The organism is Microbacterium sp. NPDC019599 (assembly GCF_040632175.1).
GTDB lineage: Bacteria > Actinomycetota > Actinomycetes > Actinomycetales > Microbacteriaceae > Microbacterium.
Map to the genome: position 1 here is coordinate 328,246 of NZ_JBEYBL010000001.1, position 21,068 is coordinate 349,313.

A 21,068-nucleotide genomic window follows, 5' to 3' on the forward strand; every position below is an offset into this window, starting at 1 on the left:
CGGATCAGAGCGTCGCGCTGTCGTCCGGCGTGGCCGTGGACTGGCGCGTGACGCGCTCGTTGCCCGTCGGGTCGACAGCGGTCCGGGTCACGACGTCCGAGCGACGCCGGCGTGCCAGGAGCACGATCCCGATGAGGACGATGACGACACCTGCGCCCATCAGGATGTAGCCGACGAGGTCGAGGTTGACCCAGTCCACCTGCACGTTCAGCGCGAACGCGAGGACTGCTCCGATCACGAAGAGGACGATTCCGGCACCGATGCTCATTGCGAGGTCCTTTCCGGGACATCCCCAAGCGGAGTCCCATCCAGTGTCATGGTGGCAGTCCCGCCCTGGTCGCCGGAGGGGCTTGACAAGCGCCGGAAACGCGCCAGATCAGCCGTTCTGCATACGCGCGAGCTCGTTCGCGATGTCGTCGACGAAGGCGTTGTAGCCCGCGATCGTCGCGGCGACCTGCTCGTCCGAGAAGTCCGCGCGATCCTGCTTGATCGTGAGTCGCGTGCCTCCGTCGACCTCCTCGAGATCGAACAGGACGGGCAGTCCGGCGTACTCCCCCGGGTTGTCCGTGAGCGTCATGGCGAGGTGCGACGGCGGGTCGACCTCGACGTACTCGCCCGCCCACTCGATGCGGTTGCCGTCCGGCAGCAGCATGACGGCGCGGAAGTCGCCCCCGGGCCGGACGTCCATCGTGAGCGAGTCCTGCGGCACCTCGACGGCGGCCGTCCCGAACCACACGGCGAAGTGCTCGGGCTTGGTGAGGCAGTCGAAGACGAGTGCGGGAGGTGCCGCGAGGTCGCGGGTGATCGTGAAGTAGTCAGCCACGGGAGTTCTCCTTGTCGTGTGGGCTTTCTGCGTTGTGTTCGGAGGGTGGGAGCTGTTGGAGCGCATTGAGGTACGAGTCGAGAGAGCCGAGGGAATCCGCCCAGAAGCGGGCGTAGTCCTCGATCCAGCGCGATGCCTCGGCCAGCGGCCGCGCGTCCAGGCGCGCCGGACGATACTGCGCCTCCCTTCCCCGCGTCACGAGGCCCGCGCCCTCGAGCACCCTCAGGTGCTTGGAGACGGCGGCGAAGGTCATGTCGAACGGCGCGGCGATCTCTCCGACGCTCGCCTCCCCCTGCGAGAGCCGCGCCAGGATGCTCCTGCGCGTCGGATCGGCCAGCGCGGCGAACGTGCGCGTGAGCTGCTCTTCGTCTATCACGGACATCTCGGCACCTCCGTATTCAACCAATCCATATAATACTGATTGGTTGAATACGTGTCAAGATGTCGGATGCTGTCGCTACTCTCGCGACATGACTCGAGTGATCTTCAACACGGCGACGACCCTCGACGGCTACCTCGCCGACGACGCGGATTCTCTCTCCTGGCTGTTCGGCGTCCCCGGCGCCGACGAGGCCACGTCCGACTTCCCGGACTTCCTCACCACGATCGGCGCGATCGTGATGGGTTCCACGACCTTCGAATGGGTCGTACGGCACGAGGACCTCCTCACGAAGCCCGAGAAGTGGCAGGACTTCTACGGCGGCAGGCTGTGCGTCGTCATGACGACCCGGAAGCTGCCGGCCATCGACGGCGCCGACATCCGCTTCCATGCGGGGCCTGTCACCGACATCTGCTGCGAGCTGCAGGAGGCCGCGGGCGACAGGGACGTGTGGGTCGTCGGCGGCGGTGACCTCGTGGGTCAGTTCGCGGACGCGGGACTGCTCGACGAGATCCGCGTGTCGATCGCGCCGGTCACACTGGGCTCCGGGCGACCGCTCCTCCCCCGTCGGCTGGAATCCGACCGTCTCACGCTCGAGTCGGCGCGCAAGGCGGGGCAGTTCGCCGAGCTCGTCTACTCCGTCGGACGCCCCGATCGCTCACGCGGCTGAGGGCTCGAAGGTCGTCCACAGGTTCACATGCGTCCCACCGGGCGCGGCTCAGGCGGCTGAGGGCTCGAAGGTCGTCCACAGGTTCACATGCGTCCCACCGGGCGCGGCTCAGGCGCCCGACGGCTCGAAGGTCGTCCAACTGTCGTACTTGGGCTCGCGGCCGTCGCCCGACGACGTTCCGGTCAGGCGCCGGCGCACCCAGGGGCCGACGTGCTCCCGGTAGTAGGCGCCCGTCGATACGCGGGCACCCGGCGGCAGCGTGGGCAACGACCACCAGGCCGAGGCGGGCTCGAGCCCCAGCGCGGTCAGGACGCGGGCCGCGACCCGGTGATGGCCGCGCGCGTTCATGTGGAGGCGGTCGTCGGACCAGTATCCGGGCGTCGAGAGCTCTCGATCGGGCCAGTTGAGTGCGCGGACGATACCCGAGTGCTCGTCGAGCCTCTCGACGACGCGAGCCGACAACAGGTCGCCGCGCCTCTGGAAGACGCGCCCCATGGGCAGCTGCGGCGACGGGTTCGCTCCGGAGAGCACGATGAGCTGCACGCCCTCTTCGTCGCAGCGGCGGATGACCCGGTCGAAGGCCGCCACGATCCGGCCGAGATCTGCACGCGGGCGGAGCATGTCGTTGCCGCCGCCGTTGAACGAGAGGTGGGTCGGCTTGAGCGCGAGCGCGGGCTCGAGCTGCTGCTCGACGATGGGCCAGACGAGCCGGCCGCGGATGGCGAAGTTCGCGTATTCGACAGGCTCTTTCGTCGCGTCCGCCCAGCCATGGGCGACGAGGTCCGCCCAGCCGCGCACGCGGCCGTCGGGCAGCTCGTCGCCGACGCCCTCAGTGAACGAGTCGCCGATCGCGACGTACCGAACCGATGCCATCGGACCAGCCTATTCCGGGGCCGGCGATCGTCGGGCCCACGGCGGGTTCGTCGAGCCGGGCTTCCCCGCGCCGGCCTCAGCGATCGTCGAGCGCCCTGCCCCGGCGATCGGCGAGGCCCCACGCGGCCGTCGCGGCGATCGCGAAGAAGACGGCGAAGAGGACGAACAGTGCGGGGGCTCCCCCGAGCGCGAGCATCGGCGGCACGGTGAGCGGCGCCACGATCGACGCGATGCGGCCGGCCCCTGCCGCCCAGCCCGAGCCCGTCGCACGCAGCGAGGTCGGATACATCTCGGGCGTCACGGCGTAAAGCGCACCCCAGGCCCCGAGGTTGAAGAACGACAAGGCCATGCCGGTCGCGATGACCGCCGGCTCGCCGGCCGCCGTGCCGAACAGTATCGCCGACACGGCGGACCCGGCGAGGAAGATCGAGAGCGTCGCACGGCGGCCCCAAACCTCGATGAGCCAGGCTGCCGCGGCATAGCCGGGCAGCTGCGCGAGCGTGATGACGAGGGTGAACCCGAACGACCGCACAAGGTCGTAGCCCTGCGCAACGAGGATCGTCGGGATCCAGATGAAGGCGCCGTAGTACGAGAAGTTGACGCAGAACCACACGAGCCACAGACACGCAGTCCGCACGCGGAACTCGCGGCTCCACAGCATCCGCAGCCGTTCGCCCGTCGAGCTCGCGACCGACGTGGCACCATCCGCGACAGGGGGCCGCTCCGTCGGCATCGGATCCGCTGCGACGGCGACTCCGGCGGCATCCGCCTCGAAGGCCCGCACGACGCGGTCCGCCTCGGCGAGCCGTCCGCGCCGCTCGAGCCAGCGTGCCGACTCCGGAAGCCCCCACCGCACGATGAGGGCGTAGACCGCGGGGATCGCGCCCAGCGCGAACGCCCAGCGCCAGCCGTTCTCCGAGCCGGGGATGACGAAGTAGCCGATGAGCGCCGCCGCGGTCCAGCCGATCGCCCAGAACGCCTCGAGCAGCACGACGAGCCGGCCGCGGATGCGCGCAGGCGCGAGCTCGCTCACGTACGTCGATGCGACGGGCAGCTCGGCGCCGAGGCCGAGACCCACGAAGAAGCGGAGCACGAGCAGGAGAGCCAGTCCGCCCACGAGCGCGCTCGCCCCCGTCGCGAGACCGTAGACGACGAGCGTCAGCGCGAAGACCTGCCGTCGGCCGAACCGGTCGGCGAGGAGCCCGCCGACGCTCGCGCCGATCGCCATGCCCACGAACCCGATCGAGGCGATCCAGGCGGTCTCGGTCGGCTCGAGCGCCCACTGCTGGGCGAGCGCGGCGATGATGAACGAGATGAGCCCGACGTCCATAGCGTCCAGCGCCCACCCGATGCCCGACCCCGTGAGCACCCGCAGGTGCCTGCGGGTGAAGGGCAGCCGATCGAGGCGTTCCGAGACCGTCGTGGGCGGGGCATCCGTCATGCCGTCATGCTACGGATGCCCAGCCTCGCGCGGGCGGTACTTGAGACGACCGCGCTCGAGCGCTACGCGAGCAGCTCGCGGACGAGCGGCGCGACCTTCGTGCCGTAGAGCTCGATCGAGCGCATCATCTTCGCGTGCGACAGCGTCCCGGTCGAGAACTTCATGTCGAACCGATCGAGGCCCAGAGTGCGGACGGTGTCGGCGATCTTGCGAGCCACCGTCTCGGGCGATCCGACGTAGAGCGCGCCATCCGGCCCCACATCGTGCTGGAACCGGAGGCGGTTGTACGCCGGCCAGCCCCGCTCACGCCCGATCGTGTTGTTCATCGCCTCGAAGCCCACGTAGGCCTCGTCCCACGCCTGCTGGTCGGACTCCGCGACATGGCCGGGTGAGTGCACGCCGACCGGGAGCGTCGCGTGGCCGAAGGAGGTCAGCGAGCGGTGGTAGAGGTCGACGAACTGGCGGAACCGGTGCGCCGGACCGCCGATGATCGCGAGCATGAGGCCGAACCCGTAGCGGGCCGTGCGCACGACGGACTCGGGCGTTCCGCCGACGCCGACCCACGTCCTGAGGCCGTTCTCGGTCTTGGGGAACACGTCGGCCTCTTCCAGCCCGGCGCGGGTCGAGCCCGACCAGGTGACGGGCTTCTCGGCGAGCAGCTTCGAGAACAGCTCGAGCTTCTCCTCGAACAGCAGCTCGTAGTCGCGCAGATCGAAGCCGAAGAGCGGGAACGACTCGATGAACGAGCCGCGACCGAGGATGACCTCCGCCCTGCCGTGGGAGACAGCATCCAGCGTCGCAAAGCGCTCGAACACCCGTACGGGATCGTCGCTGGAGAGGACGGTCACGGCCGTTCCGAGGTGGATCTGCTTCGTGCGGGCCGCGGCGGCCGCGAGCACGATCTCGGGACTCGACACCGCGAACTCGGGCCGGTGGTGCTCCCCCACCCCGAAGAACGACAGCCCCACCTCATCGGCCAGCACCGCCTGATCCACGACATTGCGGATCGTCGCGGCGTCGCTGAGAAGCTCGCCGGATTCGTCGCGCGTCACATCCCCGAAGGTGTCGAGGCCCAGTTCGAGCCGCGAGGGATCGCTCATCGGCATCCGTCCTTTCATTCGCTTGCATAGAACCCGGCGCGCGCCCCGGGCATTCCCACCGAAGCGGATGCTGTCAAGGCGCAGTCCCGCCCGGCCGACGCCTGCGTAGGGTGAGGTCGTGGCCATCTTCGCCGATCGCGCCCACGCGGGGCGAGAGCTCGCGGCGGTGCTCGCGCCGTGGAGGGGGACGGAGGCTGTCGTCCTCGGCATCCCGCGCGGCGGCGTCGTGGTGGCCGCCGAGGTCGCGCGCGAGCTGGCGCTGCCGCTCGGCGTCGCGGTCGTGCGCAAGCTCGGCGCACCCCGCCACGAGGAGTACGCCGTCGGTGCGATCGCCGAGGGCGTGCGTTATGTCGATCCGGAAGCCCTCCACCACAGCCGGGTCACCCCCGAGCAGCTCGCCTCGGTCGAGGACGCCGAGCGCGCCGAGCTCCAACGCCGCACCGCGCTCTTCGAGCAGACGCATCTCGACGTGGAAGGTCACACCGCGATCATCGTCGACGACGGCGTCGCGACGGGAGCGACCGCGACCGCCGCGTGCCGCGCGCAGCGAGCACGCGGTGCCGCCCAGATCGTGCTCGCCGTGCCTGTCGCACCCAGCTCGTGGGTACCGGCCGACGTCGACGAATACGTCTGCCCCCACCGGGAGCCGGACTTCTGGGCAGTCGGCCAGTTCTACGACGACTTCACCCAGACACGGGACGAGGAGGTCGCGCGCCTGCTCGCGCGCGACCTCCCCGATGAGTGATCCTCAGCCGAGAAGGGCGCTCCGCAGCGTGTCGAGGCCGACGCCGCCGAGCTCGAGCGAGCGCTTGTGGAAGGCCTTGACGGAGAACGCGTCGCCCTCGGCCTCGGCGACCTCGTCGCGCAGCTGCTCCCAGATGCGCTGACCCACCTTGTAGGACGGTGCCTGCCCCGGCCACCCCAGGTAGCGGTTCACTTCGAAGCGGATGAACTCGTCCGGCATGTTGACGTTGTGGCGCATGAAGTCCAGCGCGTAGGCGGCATCCCACGGCCCTGCCTCGTCGGGGCGCTGCTTCGACAGGTGCACGCCGATGTCGAGGACGACGCGCGCCGCGCGCATGCGCTGACCGTCCAGCATCCCCAGACGATCGGCGGGGTCGTCGAGGTAGCCCAGCTGCTGCATGAGACGCTCGGCGTACAGCGCCCACCCCTCGGCGTGGCCAGAGGTGCCGGCGAGCAGCCGGCGCCACGAGTTGAGCTCGGCGCGGTTGTACACCGCCTGCGCGATCTGCAGGTGATGCCCCGGGACGCCTTCGTGGTAGACCGTCGTGAGCTCGCGCCACGTGTCGAACTCCTCGACGCCCTCCGGCACGGACCACCACATGCGACCGGGACGCGAGAAGTCGTCGGTCGGGCCTGTGTAGTAGATCCCGCCTTCCTTCGTCGGCGCGATCATGCACTCCAGGCGGCGGATGGGCTCGGGGATGTCGAAGTGCGTCCGGCCGAGCTCTTCGACGGCGCGGTCGCTCGTCTCCTGCATCCAGCGCTGGAGCGCATCCGTCCCGCGAAGCCGTCGGGAAGGGTCCGCCTCGAGGAGCGCGACGGCCTCCTCGACGCTCGCACCGGGCTTGATCTCGTTCGCGATCGACTCCTGCTCCGCGACCATGCGCGCGAGCTCCTCGACGCCCCACTCGTAGGTCTCGTCGAGGTCGACCGTCGCGCCGAGGAAGCGGCGGGATTGCAGCGCGTAGAGCTCGCGGCCGACAGCGTCCTGCTCGGTCGCCGCAGGAGCGAGCTCGGCCGAGAGGAACGTCGCGAGGGCGTCGTAGGCGACGCGGGCGGCGTTCGCGCCGTCTGCGATGTCACGAGCGAGGGATGCCGGCAGCTGGCCGTCGTCGGGGCCGGCTTCGGCGGCGAACTCGGCGAAGAATCCGGAGTCGCTCGTGTAGCGCGCGATCTGCGTCACGACCTCGGACACCTGCCGGCGCGCGGGGACGATCCCCTGGGCGATGCCCTCGCGCAGCGTCGCGACATAGCCCTCGAGCGCCTCGGGCAGCGCCTTCAGGCGGGCGGAGACGACCGACCAGTCGTCGACCGTGTCGGTCGGCATGAGGTCGAACACCGAGCGGATGTCCTGCGCAGGGGATGCGATGACGTTGAGGTCGCGCAGATGCCACTTCGCGTCGTTCAGCTCGAGCGACAGCCTGAGCTCCCTCGCGAGATCCTCCTTCGTGACCTCGTCGACGTGGTCGACGGGTGTCGCGGCCTCCAGCGCCGTGAGCGTGGCCCGCGCCGCCTCGACGAGGCGCTCCTGCCCGGTCGGCGAGAAGTCCGCGTAGCGGTCGTTGTACTCGCTGCGGCCGATGTAGGTCGCCAGCGACGGATCGAGCTCGGCGAGGGTGTCGACCCACGCGTCGGCGATCGTGTCGATCGACGTGGGGTTCCGGGGTTGAGCAGTCATGGACTCGAGCCTAAGGAATGGGACGGCGTTCCAGCCAACCGGGGACGACGTCTCATGCCACGGAGCACCCGCTGGAGGGCGTCAGTGAGCGGCTTCGTTCCAGTCCCCGCCTCGCCCGATCTGCACGTCGAGCGGCACCGACAGCGCGGCCGCATCGCCCATGCGTTCGCGCACGACGCGCTCCGCGGCATCCCACTCGCCCGCCGCGACCTCGACGACGAGTTCGTCGTGGATCTGCATGAGGACCCGCGATCGCAGCCCCTCGCTTGCGAAGTCGTCGTGGATGCGGAACAGCGCGATCTTCATGATGTCCGCCGCGCTGCCCTGGATGGGGGCGTTGAGCGCCGCACGTTCGGCGTTCTCGCGGAGCACGCGGTTGGGACTCGCGAGGTCGGGGAACGGCCGGCGACGCCCGAAGATCGTCTCGGTGTAGCCGTCGACGCGCGCCTGCTCGACGGACGACCGCAGGTAGTCGCGCACGGCGCCGAAGCGTGCGAAGTACTCCATCATGAGCTGCTTCGCCTCGGACTGCTCGATGCGCAGCTGCTTGGACAGTCCGAACGCCGACAGGCCGTACACGAGGCCGTACGACATCGCCTTGACCTTCGTGCGCATCGCCGCCGTGACGTCCTCGGGTGCGACGCCGAAGACCCGCGCGCCGACGAAGCGGTGCAGGTCCTCGCCCGAGTTGAACGCCTCGATGAGCCCGGGATCCTCGGACAGGTGCGCCATGATCCGCATCTCGATCTGCGAGTAGTCGGCGGTCAGGAGCGTCTCGTAGCCCGCGCCGACCTCGAACGCCGAACGGATGCGGCGGCTCTCCTCCGTCCGGACAGGGATGTTCTGGAGGTTGGGGTCGGTGCTCGACAGGCGCCCCGTCTGGCTCCCGGTCTGCAGGTACGTCGTGCGGACGCGTCCGTCCGGCGCGATCGCGACGTCGAGCGACTCGATGATCTGCCGGAGCTTGGTCGCCTCGCGATGCTGCAGGAGCAGGTCGAGGAACGGGTGCGGATTCGTCTCCTGCAGGTCCGCGAGGACCGCGGCATCTGTCGAGTACCCCGTCTTGGTCTTGCGGGTCTTCGGGAGCTGGAGCTCGTCGAACAGCACCTCCTGGAGCTGCTTGGGCGAGCCCAGGTTGACCTCGCGCCCGATCGCGGCGTACGCCTCCTGAGCGATCGCGTCGGCGCGCTGGCCGAGCTCGCCCGAGAACGTCGACAGCTTGTCGTGCGAGACAGTGACCCCTGCGAGCTCCATGTCGGCGAGCGTCTGCAGCGTCGGCAGCTCGATGTCGGTGAGGACGGATGCCACGGACTCGGGCAGCTCGGCGCGCAGTGCCCGCGCGACGCGCAGAGAGAACCATGAGAGCTGACCCGGGGTCGCGCCTTCCGTCTCGGGCACGAGCTGCGCGGGGTCGGCCTCGGGCAGCTTCTCGTCGAGATAGCGGTCCGCGAGGTCGGCGAGGGTCTTGTCGGGGAAGCTCGGCCGCAGCAGCCATCCCGCGAGGATCGTGTCGAAGGCCAGCCCGCCGAGGCGGACGCCCGCACGGTGGAGCGCCTTGACCTGGGGCTTGGCGTCGCTGAAGACCTTGGGCGCGTCGGAGGCGAGCCAGTCCCCGATGGCCCCGACGACCTCGGGAGTCCACTCGGCCTCGGCGGCGGCATCCGCGACCGCGAAGCCCACCCGGCGCGGGAGCCCGCCTTCCACGACGAGCGTCACGCCGACCTCGCCCTCGGCCGCGTCCAGCCAGGCACGCAGGTCGGCTGCGGACGGCGACACGGGGACGGGCATGGGCTCGGCGGCGGCCGAGGCGACGGCGGCCATCTGCTGCTCGATCCCGGCGAGCTCGGCGACGCGCGGGATGAGGGTCTTGAACTCGAGGCGCGCGAAGATGTCGCGCACCGCCTGCGCGTCCATCGGCTGCACCTCGAGGTCGGCGGGCGCGAGCGGGAGCTCGACGTCGGTCAGCAGGCGGTTCAGCGCGCGATTGCGGCGCACCGAGTCGAGATGCTCGCGCAGGTTGTTGCCGACGACGCCGGTCACCTGGTCGGCGTTCTCGAGGAGGCTGTCGAGCGACCCGAACTGCGTGAGCCACTTGACGGCGGTCTTCTCCCCCACCTTCGGCACGCCGGGCAGGTTGTCGCTGGTCTCGCCGACGAGCGCCGCGATGTCGGGATACTGCTCGGGAGGCACGCCGTAGCGGTCGATGACGGCCTGTCGGTCGTACCGTTTGAGCTGCGAGACGCCCTGGACATTCGGGTACAGCAGCGTCACCTCGTCGTTCACGAGCTGGATCGTGTCGCGATCGCCCGAGCAGACGAGGACGTCGAACCCGGCCGCCGAACCCTGCGTCGCGAGGGTCGCGAGGATGTCGTCGGCCTCGATGTCCTCCTGCTGGAGGACGCGGATGCTCATGGCCGCGAGGCAGTCCTGCAGCAGCGGGATCTGCCCCTTGAACTCGGAAGGCGTCTCGGAGCGGTTGGCCTTGTACTCGGCGTATTCGCGCGTGCGGAAGGACTGCCGCGACGTGTCGAAGGCGACGGCCATGTGGGTCGGCTTCTCAGCCTTGATCAGGTTGATCAGCATCGAGAGGAACCCGTAGATGCCGTTCGTGTGCTGGCCGTCCTTCGTCGAGAAGTTCTCGACAGGCAGGGCGTAGAAGGCCCGATATGCGAGCGAATGGCCGTCCACGACGAGAAGGGTAGGCTTTGCGGAGTCCGTCACCCTGTAAGCCTAGTCAGGGCGCCCGACACCCCCCGCGCCCCGTGACGGGCCTCGGGCGGACGATCCCCGAGTCCCGAGGAGCACCATGTCCGACGCCGCCTCCGCCTCCGACGCGTTCGAGTGGGCCCGCCGCCGCGGGGTCGGTGCGCTGGCGCAGAAGATGGGCTTCGAGTGGGTCGAGTTCACTGCCGAGCGGGCGGTCGCGACGATGCCCGTCGAGGGCAACACGCAGCCTGTGGGGCTGTTCCACGGCGGCGCCTACGTCGTGCTCGGGGAATCGCTCGGGTCGATGCACGCGAACTTCCACGCCGGGCCCGGCCGCCTCGCCGTCGGCATCGACATCAACGCCACGCACACCCGTTCGGTGACCTCGGGACTCGTGACCGGCACCTGCACGCCCCTCCACCTCGGCCGCAGCCTGACCGTCCACGACATCGTCCTCACGGACGACCAGGGCCGGCGCTGCTCGACCGTCCGGATCACGAACATGATCCGCGACATCGACGAGCGATAGCGCGACAGCGGCGCGCCCGCATCCGGACCGGAAACGACGGATGCCGCGACCCTCGGGCCGCGGCATCCGTTCGAAGTCTCTCGGGCTCAGCCCTTCTTGGGCGCGAGCTGCTCGATGATGGCCTTCGCGACGTCCTGCATCGTGAGGCGTCTGTCCATCGACGCCTTCTGGATCCAGCGGAACGCCTCGGGCTCGGACAGGCCCATCTTCTCGTTGAGGAGGCCCTTCGCGCGGTCGACGAGCTTGCGCGTCTCGAAGCGCTCGACCATGTCGGCCACCTCGGCCTCGAGCGTGATGATCTGCTCGTAGCGCGCGAGGGCGATCTCGATCGCCGGCAGCAGGTCGTTCGGGGTGAACGGCTTGACGACGTAGGCGAGGGCGCCGGCCTCGCTCGCGCGCTCGACGAGCTCCTTCTGGCTGAACGCCGTCAGCAGCACGACGGGCGCGATGTGGTTCTTGCTGAGCTTCTCGGCGGCGCTGATGCCGTCGAGCTGCGGCATCTTGACGTCCATGATGACGAGGTCGGGGCGCAGCTCGGTGGCCAGCTGGACGGCGGTCTCGCCGTCGCCCGCCTCACCGACGACGTCGAACCCGTTGTCGCGGAGGATCTCGACGATATCGAGGCGGATCAGCGACTCGTCCTCCGCGACGACGACGCGACGGGGAGTGGTTGCCGAAGTGGCCTGCTCTTGCTCAGTCACCTTTGAATCCTAGGGTATGTTCAAACGCGGTCGCGCAGAGCCCCGGCCCCGCGCTTGCCGGTGTGGCGGAATGGCAGACGCGACCGACTCGAACTCGGCCGCGGGAACGACTCCCACCACCATCGCCGAAAGACGCGCCGGCGTCGGAGTCGAGATGGCTGCGGTATCTTCGATCTGACGTGCGCCGGTGTGGCGGAATGGCAGACGCGACCGACTCAAACTCGGTTGCCCGAGAGGGCGTGTGGGTTCGACTCCCACCACCGGCACGAACCCGCACACGAAGAAGAGTGGATGCCTCGATTCGAGGCATCCACTCTTCTTTCGCGGTTTCCGGCGTCAGGCGCCGAAGTACTGGTTGCCCAGAGCCTTGCTCTTGAGGGCCTCGTACTCGCCCTGCGAGATCGTCCCGGCGTCCAGCAGCGCCTTGGCGCGGGCGATGTCCTCGGCGGGGCTCGACGACGCCGCGGGACGGTACGAGTCGTTCTCGGCGACCTGTGCGCGGGCCTGGTATTCGCGCTCGGCGATGCCCTTGCCGTTGACGATGACGTAGATGATGCCCGTGAGGAACGGGATGAAGACAAGGGCGATGATCCACAGCGCCTTGATCCACCCGTTCGCCTTGTCGTCCCGGAACAGGTCGCGGATCACGAAGATGATGACGTAGAGGTAGGCGATGAAGTAGAACGCCCAGAGGATCCACCAGAAGAACACAGCCTGCACCTTTCGACAGCGACTAGATCGCCCTCAGCCTAGCGAGCGCCAGGCTGAGGGCGGATCAACTTCGCCCGCTGCGGGTGAGCGTGTCTACTGGCGGTAGATCGGCGCTGCGCCGTGCACCGCGTCGCCCACCTTGTGGACGCGGATGTCGTTGGTCGAGCCGATGATTCCGGGAGGGGAACCGGAGATCACGACGACCTTGTCGCCGACCTTCGCGAGGTCGTTCGACAGGAGGTGGTCGTCCACCTGGATGAACATGCGGTCCGTGTGGGCGACGTGCTCGACGAGCGTGGACTGCACGCCCCACGTGAGCGCGATGCGGCGACGGATCGCCGGCTCCGGCGTGAAGGCGATCATGGGGATCTTCGAGCGGATGCGCGACATGCGGCGCGCGGTGTCGCCCGACTCCGTGAAGATGCAGAGGTACTTCGCGTCGACGAAGTCGGCGACCTCGACGGCGGCGAGGGTGATGGCGCCGCCCTGCGTGCGGGGCTTGGCCGTGAGCGGCAGGATGCGCTCGAGCCCGTGCTCCTCGGTCGACTGGATGATGCGGGCCATCGTCTCGACGACGACGACGGGGTACTTGCCCACGCTCGTCTCGCCGGAGAGCATGACCGCGTCGGCGCCGTCGAGGACGGCGTTGGCGACGTCGGAGGTCTCGGCGCGCGTCGGGACGGGGTTCTCGATCATCGACTCGAGCATCTGCGTCGCGACGATGACGGGCTTGGCCATGCGACGGCAGAGCTCGACCGCGCGCTTCTGCACGATCGGCACGGCTTCGAGGGGCAGCTCGACGCCGAGGTCGCCGCGGGCCACCATGATGCCGTCGAAGGCGTCGATGATCTCCTCGAGGTTCTCGACGGCCTGGGGCTTCTCGATCTTGGCGATGACCGGGACGTGGCGTCCCTCCTCCGCCATGATGACGTGGACGCGCTGGACGTCCTTCGCATCGCGCACGAACGACAGGGCGATGAGGTCGGCGCCGGTGCGCAGGCCCCAGCGCAGGTCGGCCTCGTCCTTCTCGGAGAGGGCCGGGACGTTGACCGCGACGCCGGGCAGGTTGATGCCCTTGTTGTTCGACACGGGGCCGCCGACGATGACCTCGGTCGTGACGACGGTGCCGTCCGTCTCGAGCACCTTGACGCGGACTTTGCCGTCGTCGATCAGGAGGAAGTCGCCGGGCTTGACGTCTGCGGGGAGGCCCTTGAAGGTCGTGGAGACGATCTCCTTCGTGCCGGGGATGTCCTCGATCGTGATCTTGAAGATGTCGCCGACCGCGAGGTCGTGCGGGCCGTCGGCGAACTTTCCGAGGCGGATCTTGGGACCCTGCAGGTCCACGAGGATCGCGACGGCGCGCTGCGCGTCCTCAGCGGCCTTGCGGACGTTGGCGAAGTTGTTGTCGTGGACCGAGTAGTCCCCGTGACTCAGGTTGAACCGCGCGACGTCGACGCCGGCATCGATGATCGCGCGGACCATCTCGTACGTCGAAGTTGCGGGGCCCAGGGTTGCGACGATCTTGGCGCGTCTCATCCGTATTAGCTCCGTGGGAGGGTTTCGTCGGGAAATGGTCGGAATCGACCTCAGCCAGCCTACGCGGGCTGAAGGCCGATCGCGACATCGGACGCCCGGACCGGCGCGGGCAGCGAGGTGGAGCCCATGAGGTACGCGTCGGCGTGCGCGGCGGCCGCGCGGCCCTCCGCGATGGCCCACACGATGAGCGACTGGCCGCGGCCCGCGTCGCCGGCGACGAAGACGCCGGGAACGGTTGTGTGGAAGTCGTCCTCGCGCTCGACATTGCCGCGGCTCGTGAACTGCGTGCCGAGCTGCTCCTCGAGCTGCGTGCGCTCGGGTCCCGTGAATCCCATCGCGATGAGGACCAGGTCGGCCGGGATCTCCCGCTCCGTCCCGCTCTTGGGCACGCGGCGGCCGTCGACGAACTCCGTCTCGGCGACGCGCAGCGCGCGCACCTCACCCGCGCCGTTGCCGAGGAATTCGACGGTCGAGGCAAGGTAGGACCGCTCGCCGCCCTCCTCGTGCGCGGACTGCACCTCGAACACGGTCGGCGTCATGGGCCACGGCTGGTGTTCGGGGCGCTCCCCCGGGGGACGGCGGCCGATCGCCAGGTTCGTCACGCTCAGCGCGCCCTGTCGGTGCGCCGTGCCGATGCAGTCGGCGCCCGTGTCGCCGCCGCCGATCACGATGACGTGCTTGCCCTCGGCCGAGATCTGGTTCGGCACGGCGTCGCCCGCGATGGCGCGGTTCGACTCGACGAGATACTCCATCGCGAAGTGCACGCCCGCCAGGTCGCGCCCCGGGATCGCGAGCTCGCGCGGGATCGTCGCCCCCGTGGCGATGATGACGGCGTCGTAGCGCGCCCGAAGGTCGCTCCAGGAGAGGTCCTTGCCGACCTCGACGCCGGCGCGGAACCGCGTCCCCTCGTCCTGCATCTGGCGAAGTCGCGCCTCGAGGTGCTTCTTCTCCATCTTGAAGTCGGGGATGCCGTAGCGGAGGAGGCCGCCGATGCGGTCATCGCGCTCGAACACGGCGACGGTGTGGCCGGCGCGTGTGAGCTGCTGCGCCGCGGCGAGGCCCGCAGGCCCCGAACCGACGACCGCGACGGTCTTGCCCGTCAGTCGCCCGGGGGGCTCCGGCTCGATCCAGCCGTTCCCGAAGGCCTCCTCGGCGATGGAGACCTCGATCTGCTTGATCGTCACGGCCGGCTGGTTGATGCCGAGCACGCACGCGCTCTCGCACGGCGCGGGGCACAGCCGCCCCGTGAACTCCGGGAAGTTGTTCGTCGCGTGGAGGCGCTCGCTCGCCGCGCGCCCCTCGCCGCGCCAGGTCAGGTCGTTCCATTCGGGGATCAGGTTCCCGAGCGGGCAGCCCTTGTGGCAGAACGGCACGCCGCAGTCCATGCATCGCCCGGCCTGGCGCCGGAGCACGGCCGAGTCGCCCGGCTCGTACACCTCTTTCCAGTCGAGGATGCGCACGGGCACCGGACGGCGAGCGGGCAGCTCCCGCTCGGTGACCTTCAGAAAGCCTTTCGGGTCAGCCACCCGTCACCTCCAGGATCCGGCTCCACACGACGTCGCCGTCGGGATCGAGGCCCTGTGCGACCGCATCCTGGCGGGTCTGCAGGACCGCCGCGTAATCGCGCGGAAGCACACGGACGAAGTCGTCGAGGACCGATTCGAAGTCCGCGAGAAGATTTGCCGCCAGGACGGAGTCGGTCTCGGCGAGGTGCTGGGTCAGCAGATCACGCAGGATCTCGGCATCCCCCGATCCGAGCTCGCCGAGGACGAGCTCGCCCGTTGCGAGAGCCTCGCGGTTCACGAGGGCGCGGTCGAGCTTGTACACGTAGGCCATGCCGCCTGACATGCCGGCACCGAGGTTGCGTCCCGTCTTGCCGAGGATGACGGCGAGGCCGCCCGTCATGTACTCCAGCGCGTGGTCGCCGACGCCTTCGACGACAGCGGTCGCGCCCGAGTTTCGGACGAAGAACCGCTCGCCGACGACGCCGCTCAGGAACATCGTCCCCTGCGTCGCACCGTAGCCGATGACGTTTCCGGCGATGACGTTCTGCGAGGCGTCGAATGTGGCACCGCGCGGCGGACGCACGACGATCTGGCCGCCGGACAGTCCCTTGCCGACGTAGTCGTTCGAGTCGCCCTCGAGGCGCAGCGTGATGCCGGCCGGCATGAAGGCGCCGAACGACTGACCCGCCGAGCCTGTGAGGTTCACGACGATCGAGCCGGACGGAAGGCCGTTCTGCCCGCGTGCGCGCGTCACGTGGTGGCCGAGCATCGTCCCCACGGCACGCTCCGTGTTGCGGATCGGGAGGTCGATCTCGAGGTGGCCGCCGTGCGCGATGACGTCGTGGGCGCGCTCGATGAGCTGGACGTCGAAGTGCTCGTCGAGCTCGTGCTCCTGCGCGCGGCCGTTGCGGCGCGGCTCGTCGTCGGCGAACGCGGGTCCGTCGAGCACGGGCGAGAGGTCGAGACCGCTCGCCTTCCAGTGCTCGATCGCGCCGTCGATGTCCAGGAGCTCGACGTGGCCGATCGCCTCGTCGAGCGAGCGGAAGCCGAGCTCGGCGAGGTATTCGCGCACCTCCTCCGCGATGAACTCCATGAAGTTCACGACGAACTCGGGCTTGCCCGTGAAGCGCGAGCGCAGGACGGGGTTCTGCGTCGCGACGCCGACGGGGCATGTGTCGAGGTGGCAGACGCGCATCATGATGCAGCCCGACACGACCAGCGGAGCCGTCGCGAAGCCGAACTCCTCGGCGCCGAGCAGCGCGCCGATGATGACGTCGCGTCCCGTCTTGAGCTGGCCGTCGACCTGCACGACGACGCGGTCGCGCATGCCGTTGAGCATGAGCGTCTGCTGCGTCTCGGCCAGGCCCAGCTCCCACGGCGTGCCCGCGTGCTTGAGCGAGTTGAGCGGGCTCGCGCCCGTCCCCCCGTCGTGCCCCGAGACGAGGATGACGTCGGCGAGGGCCTTCGCCGTCCCCGCCGCGACCGCACCGATGCCGGACTGGCTCACGAGCTTGACGTGCACGCGCGCACCGGGGTTGGCGCGCTTGAGGTCGAAGATGAGCTGCTTGAGGTCCTCGATCGAGTAGATGTCGTGGTGCGGCGGCGGCGAGATGAGGCCCACGCCCGCCGTCGCGTGGCGCGTGCGGGCGACCCACGGGTACACCTTCGTCGGCGGCAGCTGTCCGCCCTCACCGGGCTTGGCGCCCTGTGCGAGCTTGATCTGGATGTCGTCCGACTCGGTCAGGTACAGGCTCGTGACGCCGAAGCGGCCCGAGGCGACCTGCTTGATCGAGCTGCGACGCTCGGGGTCGAGCAGGCGCTCGACGTCCTCGCCGCCTTCGCCCGTGTTCGACTTGCCGCCGATGCGGTTCATCGCGATCGCGAGCGTCTCGTGCGCTTCCTTCGAGATCGAGCCGTAGCTCATGGCACCGGTCGAGAAGCGCTTGACGATGGCCGAGACGGGCTCGACCTCGTCGATCGGGATCGCGGGGCGGGCGTTCTTGCGCAGCTTGAACAGCCCGCGGAGGGTCTTGAGCTCGGCCGCCTGGTCGTCCACGAGCTTCGTGTACTCGCGGAAGATGTCGTAGCGTCGCGTGCGGGTCGAGTGCTGCAGTCGGAAGACCGTCTCCGGGTTGAACAGGTGCGGCGAGCCGTCGCGGCGCCACTGGTACTCGCCGCCCGTCCAGAGCCTTTCGTGGGCGCGGACCGCGGCATCCTCCGGATACGCGTACGCGTGGCGCGCGGCGTTCTCGGCGGCGATGACGTCCAGACCCACTCCCCCGAGCTTGGTCTCGGTGCCAGTGAAGTACTTGTCGACGAACTCCTGCGACAGACCGATCGCCTCGAAGACCTGCGCGCCCGCGTACGACGAGACGGTCGAGATCCCCATCTTCGACATGATCTTCAGCACGCCCTTGCCGAGCGCGTAGATGAGGTTCTTGACGGCCTTCTCGGGCGACAGGCCAGTGATGAAGCCGGCGCGCACGAGGTACTCGACGGTCTCCATCGCGAGGTATGGGTTGACGGCGGATGCCCCGTACCCGATGAGCGTCGCGATGTGGTGCACTTCGCGCACGTCGCCCGCCTCGACCACGAGACCGCACTTCATGCGCGTCTGGTTGCGGATGAGGTGGTGGTGCACGGCCGCGAGCATGAGCAGCGACGGGATCGGCGCGAGGTCCTTGTTCGAGTCGCGGTCGCTCAGGACGATGAACTCCGCACCGTCCTCGATGGCCTGGTCGACCTCCTGGCACATCTGCGCGAGGCGCTTCTGCATGCCCTTGTGGCCGGCCTCGACGCGATACAGACCGCGGATCGTGACCGAGGTCCGCCCCGGCAGCGCCGTGTCGATGTGCTGGATCTTCGCGAGCTCGTCGTTGTCGATCACGGGGAAGTCCAGCGTCACGACGCGCGTGTGGTCGGGACCCCAGGACAGGAGGTTGCGCTCGGGGCCGAGTCCCAGCGAGAGGGACGTCACGACCTCTTCACGGATGCTGTCCAGCGGCGGGTTCGTCACCTGCGCGAACTGCTGCGTGAAGTAGTCGAAGAGCAGGCGCGGCCGGTCGCTCAGGACGGCGACGGGGGTGTCGCTGCCCATCGCGCCGAGAGGCTCTGCGCCCGTCTGACCCATGGGGGTCAGCAGGATGCGCACCTCCTCCTCGGTGTAGCCGAACGTGCGCTGGCGTCGCGTGATCGAGGCGATGGGGTGCACGATGTGCTCGCGCTCGGGGAGGTCCGCGAGGCGGACGCGGCCGGCGTCGAGCCACTCCTGCCACGGCTCGAGCTCGGCGAGCTGGGTCTTGATCTCGTCGTCCTCGATCACGCGCCGCTGCGCGGTGTCGACGAGGAACATGCGGCCCGGGCGGAGGCGGCCGCGGCGCTTGATGCGCTCCGGCTCGAAGTCCAGCACACCGGTCTCGCTGCCGATGACGATGAGGCCGTCGGTCGTCTCGGTCCAGCGGCCCGGACGCAGGCCGTTGCGGTCGAGCGTCGCGCCGACGAGAGTGCCGTCCGTGAAGATGAGGGCGGCGGGGCCGTCCCACGGCTCCATCTGCATCGAGTGGTACTCGTAGAAGGCGCGCAGCTTCGGGTCGACGCCGACCTGCTTCTCGTACGCCTCGGGGACCATCATCATGATGGCGTGCGGCAGGCTGCGGCCCGTGAGGGTCAGCAGCTCGAGCACCTCGTCGAACGAGGCCGAGTCGCTCGCCCCGACGGAGCAGATGGGCAGCAGCGGGTCCATGTCGCCCAGGAGCTCGGACTCGAGCTGCGACTGCCGCGCGCGCATCCAGTTGCGGTTGCCGTTGACCGTGTTGATCTCGCCGTTGTGCGCGAGCATGCGCAGCGGCTGCGCGAGGGGCCACGACGGGAAGGTGTTCGTCGAGTACCGCGAGTGCACGACCGCGAGCTCGGACATGAAGCGCTCGTCCGACAGGTCGGGGTAGAACGGCTCGAGCTGGAGGGTCGTGACCATGCCCTTGTAGCCGAGCGTGCGGCTGGACAGCGACACGAAGTAGGCGTCCAGCTCGTGCCGTGCGCGCTTGCGCAGGCGGAAGACACGGCGGTCCAGCTCGATGCCCGACAGCGCGGGCGCGTCGCCGACGGCGGGACGCGAGACGAAGACCTGCTCGAAGGCGGGGCGGGCGGCGTGCGCCAGCTTGCCGAGGTGCTCGTCCTCGGTCGGCACCTCGCGCCAGCCGAGCACGACGAGGTTCTCGCTCGCGGCGATCTGCTCGATCCCGGCCTTCTGCACCGCGCGCGCGTCCGCATCGAGCGGCAGGAAGACCATGCCCGCCGCGTACTCCCCCACCTGGGGAAGCTCGAAGTCGACGACGGCGCGGAGGAAGGCATCCGGCATCTGCGTCAGGATTCCGGCGCCGTCGCCGGTGCCCGCGTCGGAGCCGATGGCGCCGCGGTGCTCGAGGTTGCGCAGCGCCGTCAGGGCGAGCGCGATGATGTCGTGGCCGGGCTCGCCGCGAAGGGTCGCGACCATGGCCAGACCGCACGCGTCCTTCTCGAACGCGGGGTTGTACATTCCCTGCTTCTGCGGGAAGCCGCCGGGTCCGGAGGTCCCGGGGCTGTGACGGGGGCTCGAAGCCATACCGACCGTCCTCACTTGATGCTCACAATGGGACGACGTCGGCCCGGTACTAGCTGGACTGCACGGATGCAGTGGAATTACTTGGCGGCGACTGTGCTTGTGGCGGTGCCCTCGGCGACTTCGTCGGCGGGTGGTTCGCTGACATCGACGTAGTCGGTGGTGTCCTGCGATTGTACAGCCCCCGCGGGCTTCCACTCGCGGCCGGGCCGGTACGGCGACGGCTCGAGGCCGGGGTGCCGGCGCTTCTGGACGAAGAGGATGACGAGGCCGAGGACGACGCCGAAGATCGCCGCCCACACGTTGGTCCGGAGACCGAAGTAGATCTCGCTCGGGTCGATCCGGATCGATTCCCACACGATGCGGCCCGCGCTGTACCAGACGAGGTAGAGACCGAACAGGCGGCCCCACTGGAGCGTGAACTTCTTCCCCGCCCACAGGAGCACGATGACGCCGAGCGAGTTCCAGATCACCTCGTACAGGAAGGTGGGGTGGAAGAGCGTGCCGTCGGCGAGCCCGGCGGGGAACGCGGGGTTGTCGCTGGCGATCTCGAGGCCCCAAGGCAGGTCGGTCGGCAGGCCGAAGAGCTCCTGGTTGAACCAGTTGCCGAAGCGTCCGATCGCCTGCGCGAGCAGGAGGCCGGGGGCCATCGCGTCCGCGAAGGTCGAGAAGCGGATGCCGGTCCACCGGCAGCCGAGCCACGCACCGATCGCGCCGCCGATGAGGGCGCCGTAGATGGCGATGCCGCCCTCCCAGATGCGGAAGATCGCCCAGAAGTCGCTGCCCTCGCCGAAGTAGAACCCCGGGTGGGTCGCGACGTGGTAGATCCGCGCGCCGATGATGGCGAGCGGCACGGCGAGCAGCGCGATGTCGATGACGACCCACGGCTCCGCCCCGCGCCTGGTCAGGCGGCTGTTCGTCATCAGGATCGCGATGACGATGCCCGCGATGATGCACAGCGCGTAGTAGTGGATCGTCAGCGACCACGAGAACAGAGGGATCGTGAACGAGCTCACCGACGGGCTCGGGATGCTGGTGACGACGTCGATTGCGGCGCGGATCATGCTGGTCCTTC

General features: G+C 69.2%; 17 protein-coding genes and 1 tRNA gene. 4 read left to right on the forward strand and 14 right to left on the reverse strand.

Annotated features, from left to right (window positions below; translation table 11 throughout):
- Window positions 1–4: 4 nt before the first annotated feature.
- From ABZ477_RS01525 to ABZ477_RS01535, 3 genes are all read right to left on the reverse strand, one after another.
- A complete protein-coding gene (locus ABZ477_RS01525; protein WP_360126785.1) occupies window positions 5–268 on the reverse strand; it encodes a DUF6458 family protein in 264 nt (87 codons plus the stop codon).
- Window positions 269–376: 108 nt separating this feature from the next.
- A complete protein-coding gene (locus tag ABZ477_RS01530) occupies window positions 377–823 on the reverse strand; it encodes an SRPBCC domain-containing protein (RefSeq protein WP_360126788.1) in 447 nt (148 codons plus the stop codon).
- Entirely contained in the window at window positions 816–1,205 is a 390-nt protein-coding gene (locus tag ABZ477_RS01535) for a metalloregulator ArsR/SmtB family transcription factor (RefSeq protein ID WP_360126791.1), read from the reverse strand. Before ABZ477_RS01535 ends, ABZ477_RS01530 begins: the two co-directional genes overlap by 8 nt.
- 88 nt (window positions 1,206–1,293) lie before the next feature.
- Between ABZ477_RS01535 and ABZ477_RS01540 the strand changes: the two genes are divergently transcribed.
- Window positions 1,294–1,872 carry a dihydrofolate reductase family protein gene (locus ABZ477_RS01540; protein ID WP_360126794.1) on the forward strand — a complete coding sequence of 193 codons (579 nt, stop codon included), beginning with the start codon at window positions 1,294–1,296 and terminating at the stop codon, window positions 1,870–1,872.
- Between the two features lie 108 nt (window positions 1,873–1,980).
- Here the strand turns inward: ABZ477_RS01540 and ABZ477_RS01545 are convergent, their stop codons facing one another.
- The 3 genes from ABZ477_RS01545 to ABZ477_RS01555 all read right to left on the reverse strand — a co-directional run bounded on the left by ABZ477_RS01545 (window position 1,981) and on the right by ABZ477_RS01555 (window position 5,286).
- A complete protein-coding gene (locus ABZ477_RS01545; protein WP_360126797.1) occupies window positions 1,981–2,745 on the reverse strand; it encodes an SGNH/GDSL hydrolase family protein in 765 nt (254 codons plus the stop codon).
- A 76-nt stretch (window positions 2,746–2,821) separates the two neighbouring features.
- Window positions 2,822–4,186, reverse strand: a complete 1,365-nt coding sequence (locus ABZ477_RS01550) for an MFS transporter (RefSeq protein ID WP_360126800.1) — start codon at window positions 4,184–4,186, stop codon at window positions 2,822–2,824.
- A 62-nt stretch (window positions 4,187–4,248) separates the two neighbouring features.
- Window positions 4,249–5,286, reverse strand: a complete 1,038-nt coding sequence (locus ABZ477_RS01555) for an LLM class flavin-dependent oxidoreductase (protein ID WP_360126803.1) — start codon at window positions 5,284–5,286, stop codon at window positions 4,249–4,251.
- Between the two features lie 118 nt (window positions 5,287–5,404).
- On the opposite strand from ABZ477_RS01555, the gene ABZ477_RS01560 reads away from it, so the two are divergent.
- A complete protein-coding gene (locus tag ABZ477_RS01560; RefSeq protein ID WP_360126806.1) occupies window positions 5,405–6,031 on the forward strand; it encodes a phosphoribosyltransferase family protein in 627 nt (208 codons plus the stop codon).
- A 3-nt stretch (window positions 6,032–6,034) separates the two neighbouring features.
- On the opposite strand, the gene ABZ477_RS01565 is transcribed toward ABZ477_RS01560, so the two are convergent.
- Both ABZ477_RS01565 and polA read right to left on the reverse strand, forming a co-directional pair.
- Window positions 6,035–7,708, reverse strand: coding sequence for a DUF885 domain-containing protein (locus ABZ477_RS01565; protein WP_360126809.1), 1,674 nt, complete (start codon window positions 7,706–7,708; stop codon window positions 6,035–6,037).
- A gap of 81 nt (window positions 7,709–7,789) precedes the next feature.
- A complete protein-coding gene (polA, locus tag ABZ477_RS01570; protein WP_360126812.1) occupies window positions 7,790–10,429 on the reverse strand; it encodes a DNA polymerase I in 2,640 nt (879 codons plus the stop codon).
- Between the two features lie 85 nt (window positions 10,430–10,514).
- On the opposite strand from polA, the gene ABZ477_RS01575 reads away from it, so the two are divergent.
- Window positions 10,515–10,943 (forward strand): hotdog fold thioesterase, encoded by a 429-nt coding sequence (locus tag ABZ477_RS01575; RefSeq protein WP_360126815.1) that lies wholly within the window; start codon window positions 10,515–10,517, stop codon window positions 10,941–10,943.
- A gap of 86 nt (window positions 10,944–11,029) precedes the next feature.
- On the opposite strand, the gene ABZ477_RS01580 is transcribed toward ABZ477_RS01575, so the two are convergent.
- The gene (locus tag ABZ477_RS01580) at window positions 11,030–11,644 is read right to left on the reverse strand and encodes a response regulator (protein ID WP_243074743.1); all 615 of its coding nucleotides are present in this window, start codon (window positions 11,642–11,644) and stop codon (window positions 11,030–11,032) included.
- Between the two features lie 183 nt (window positions 11,645–11,827).
- Here ABZ477_RS01580 and ABZ477_RS01585 point away from each other — a divergent pair.
- Window positions 11,828–11,910: transfer RNA gene (locus ABZ477_RS01585), tRNA-Leu, on the forward strand.
- A gap of 70 nt (window positions 11,911–11,980) precedes the next feature.
- Here ABZ477_RS01585 and ABZ477_RS01590 read toward each other — a convergent pair.
- The 5 genes from ABZ477_RS01590 to lgt all read right to left on the reverse strand — a co-directional run bounded on the left by ABZ477_RS01590 (window position 11,981) and on the right by lgt (window position 21,057).
- Window positions 11,981–12,355, reverse strand: a complete 375-nt coding sequence (locus ABZ477_RS01590; RefSeq protein WP_360126819.1) for an SHOCT domain-containing protein — start codon at window positions 12,353–12,355, stop codon at window positions 11,981–11,983.
- A 93-nt stretch (window positions 12,356–12,448) separates the two neighbouring features.
- Window positions 12,449–13,891, reverse strand: a complete 1,443-nt coding sequence (gene pyk, locus ABZ477_RS01595) for a pyruvate kinase (RefSeq protein WP_360126821.1) — start codon at window positions 13,889–13,891, stop codon at window positions 12,449–12,451.
- 59 nt (window positions 13,892–13,950) lie between these two features.
- On the reverse strand, window positions 13,951–15,417 hold the full coding sequence (locus tag ABZ477_RS01600) for a glutamate synthase subunit beta (protein WP_360126824.1): 1,467 nt from the start codon (window positions 15,415–15,417) through the stop codon (window positions 13,951–13,953).
- Entirely contained in the window at window positions 15,410–19,996 is a 4,587-nt protein-coding gene (gene gltB / locus ABZ477_RS01605) for a glutamate synthase large subunit (protein WP_360126827.1), read from the reverse strand. Before gltB ends, ABZ477_RS01600 begins: the two co-directional genes overlap by 8 nt.
- Window positions 19,997–20,073: 77 nt before the next feature.
- A complete protein-coding gene (lgt, locus tag ABZ477_RS01610; RefSeq protein WP_360126830.1) occupies window positions 20,074–21,057 on the reverse strand; it encodes a prolipoprotein diacylglyceryl transferase in 984 nt (327 codons plus the stop codon).
- Window positions 21,058–21,068: the final 11 nt, after the last annotated feature.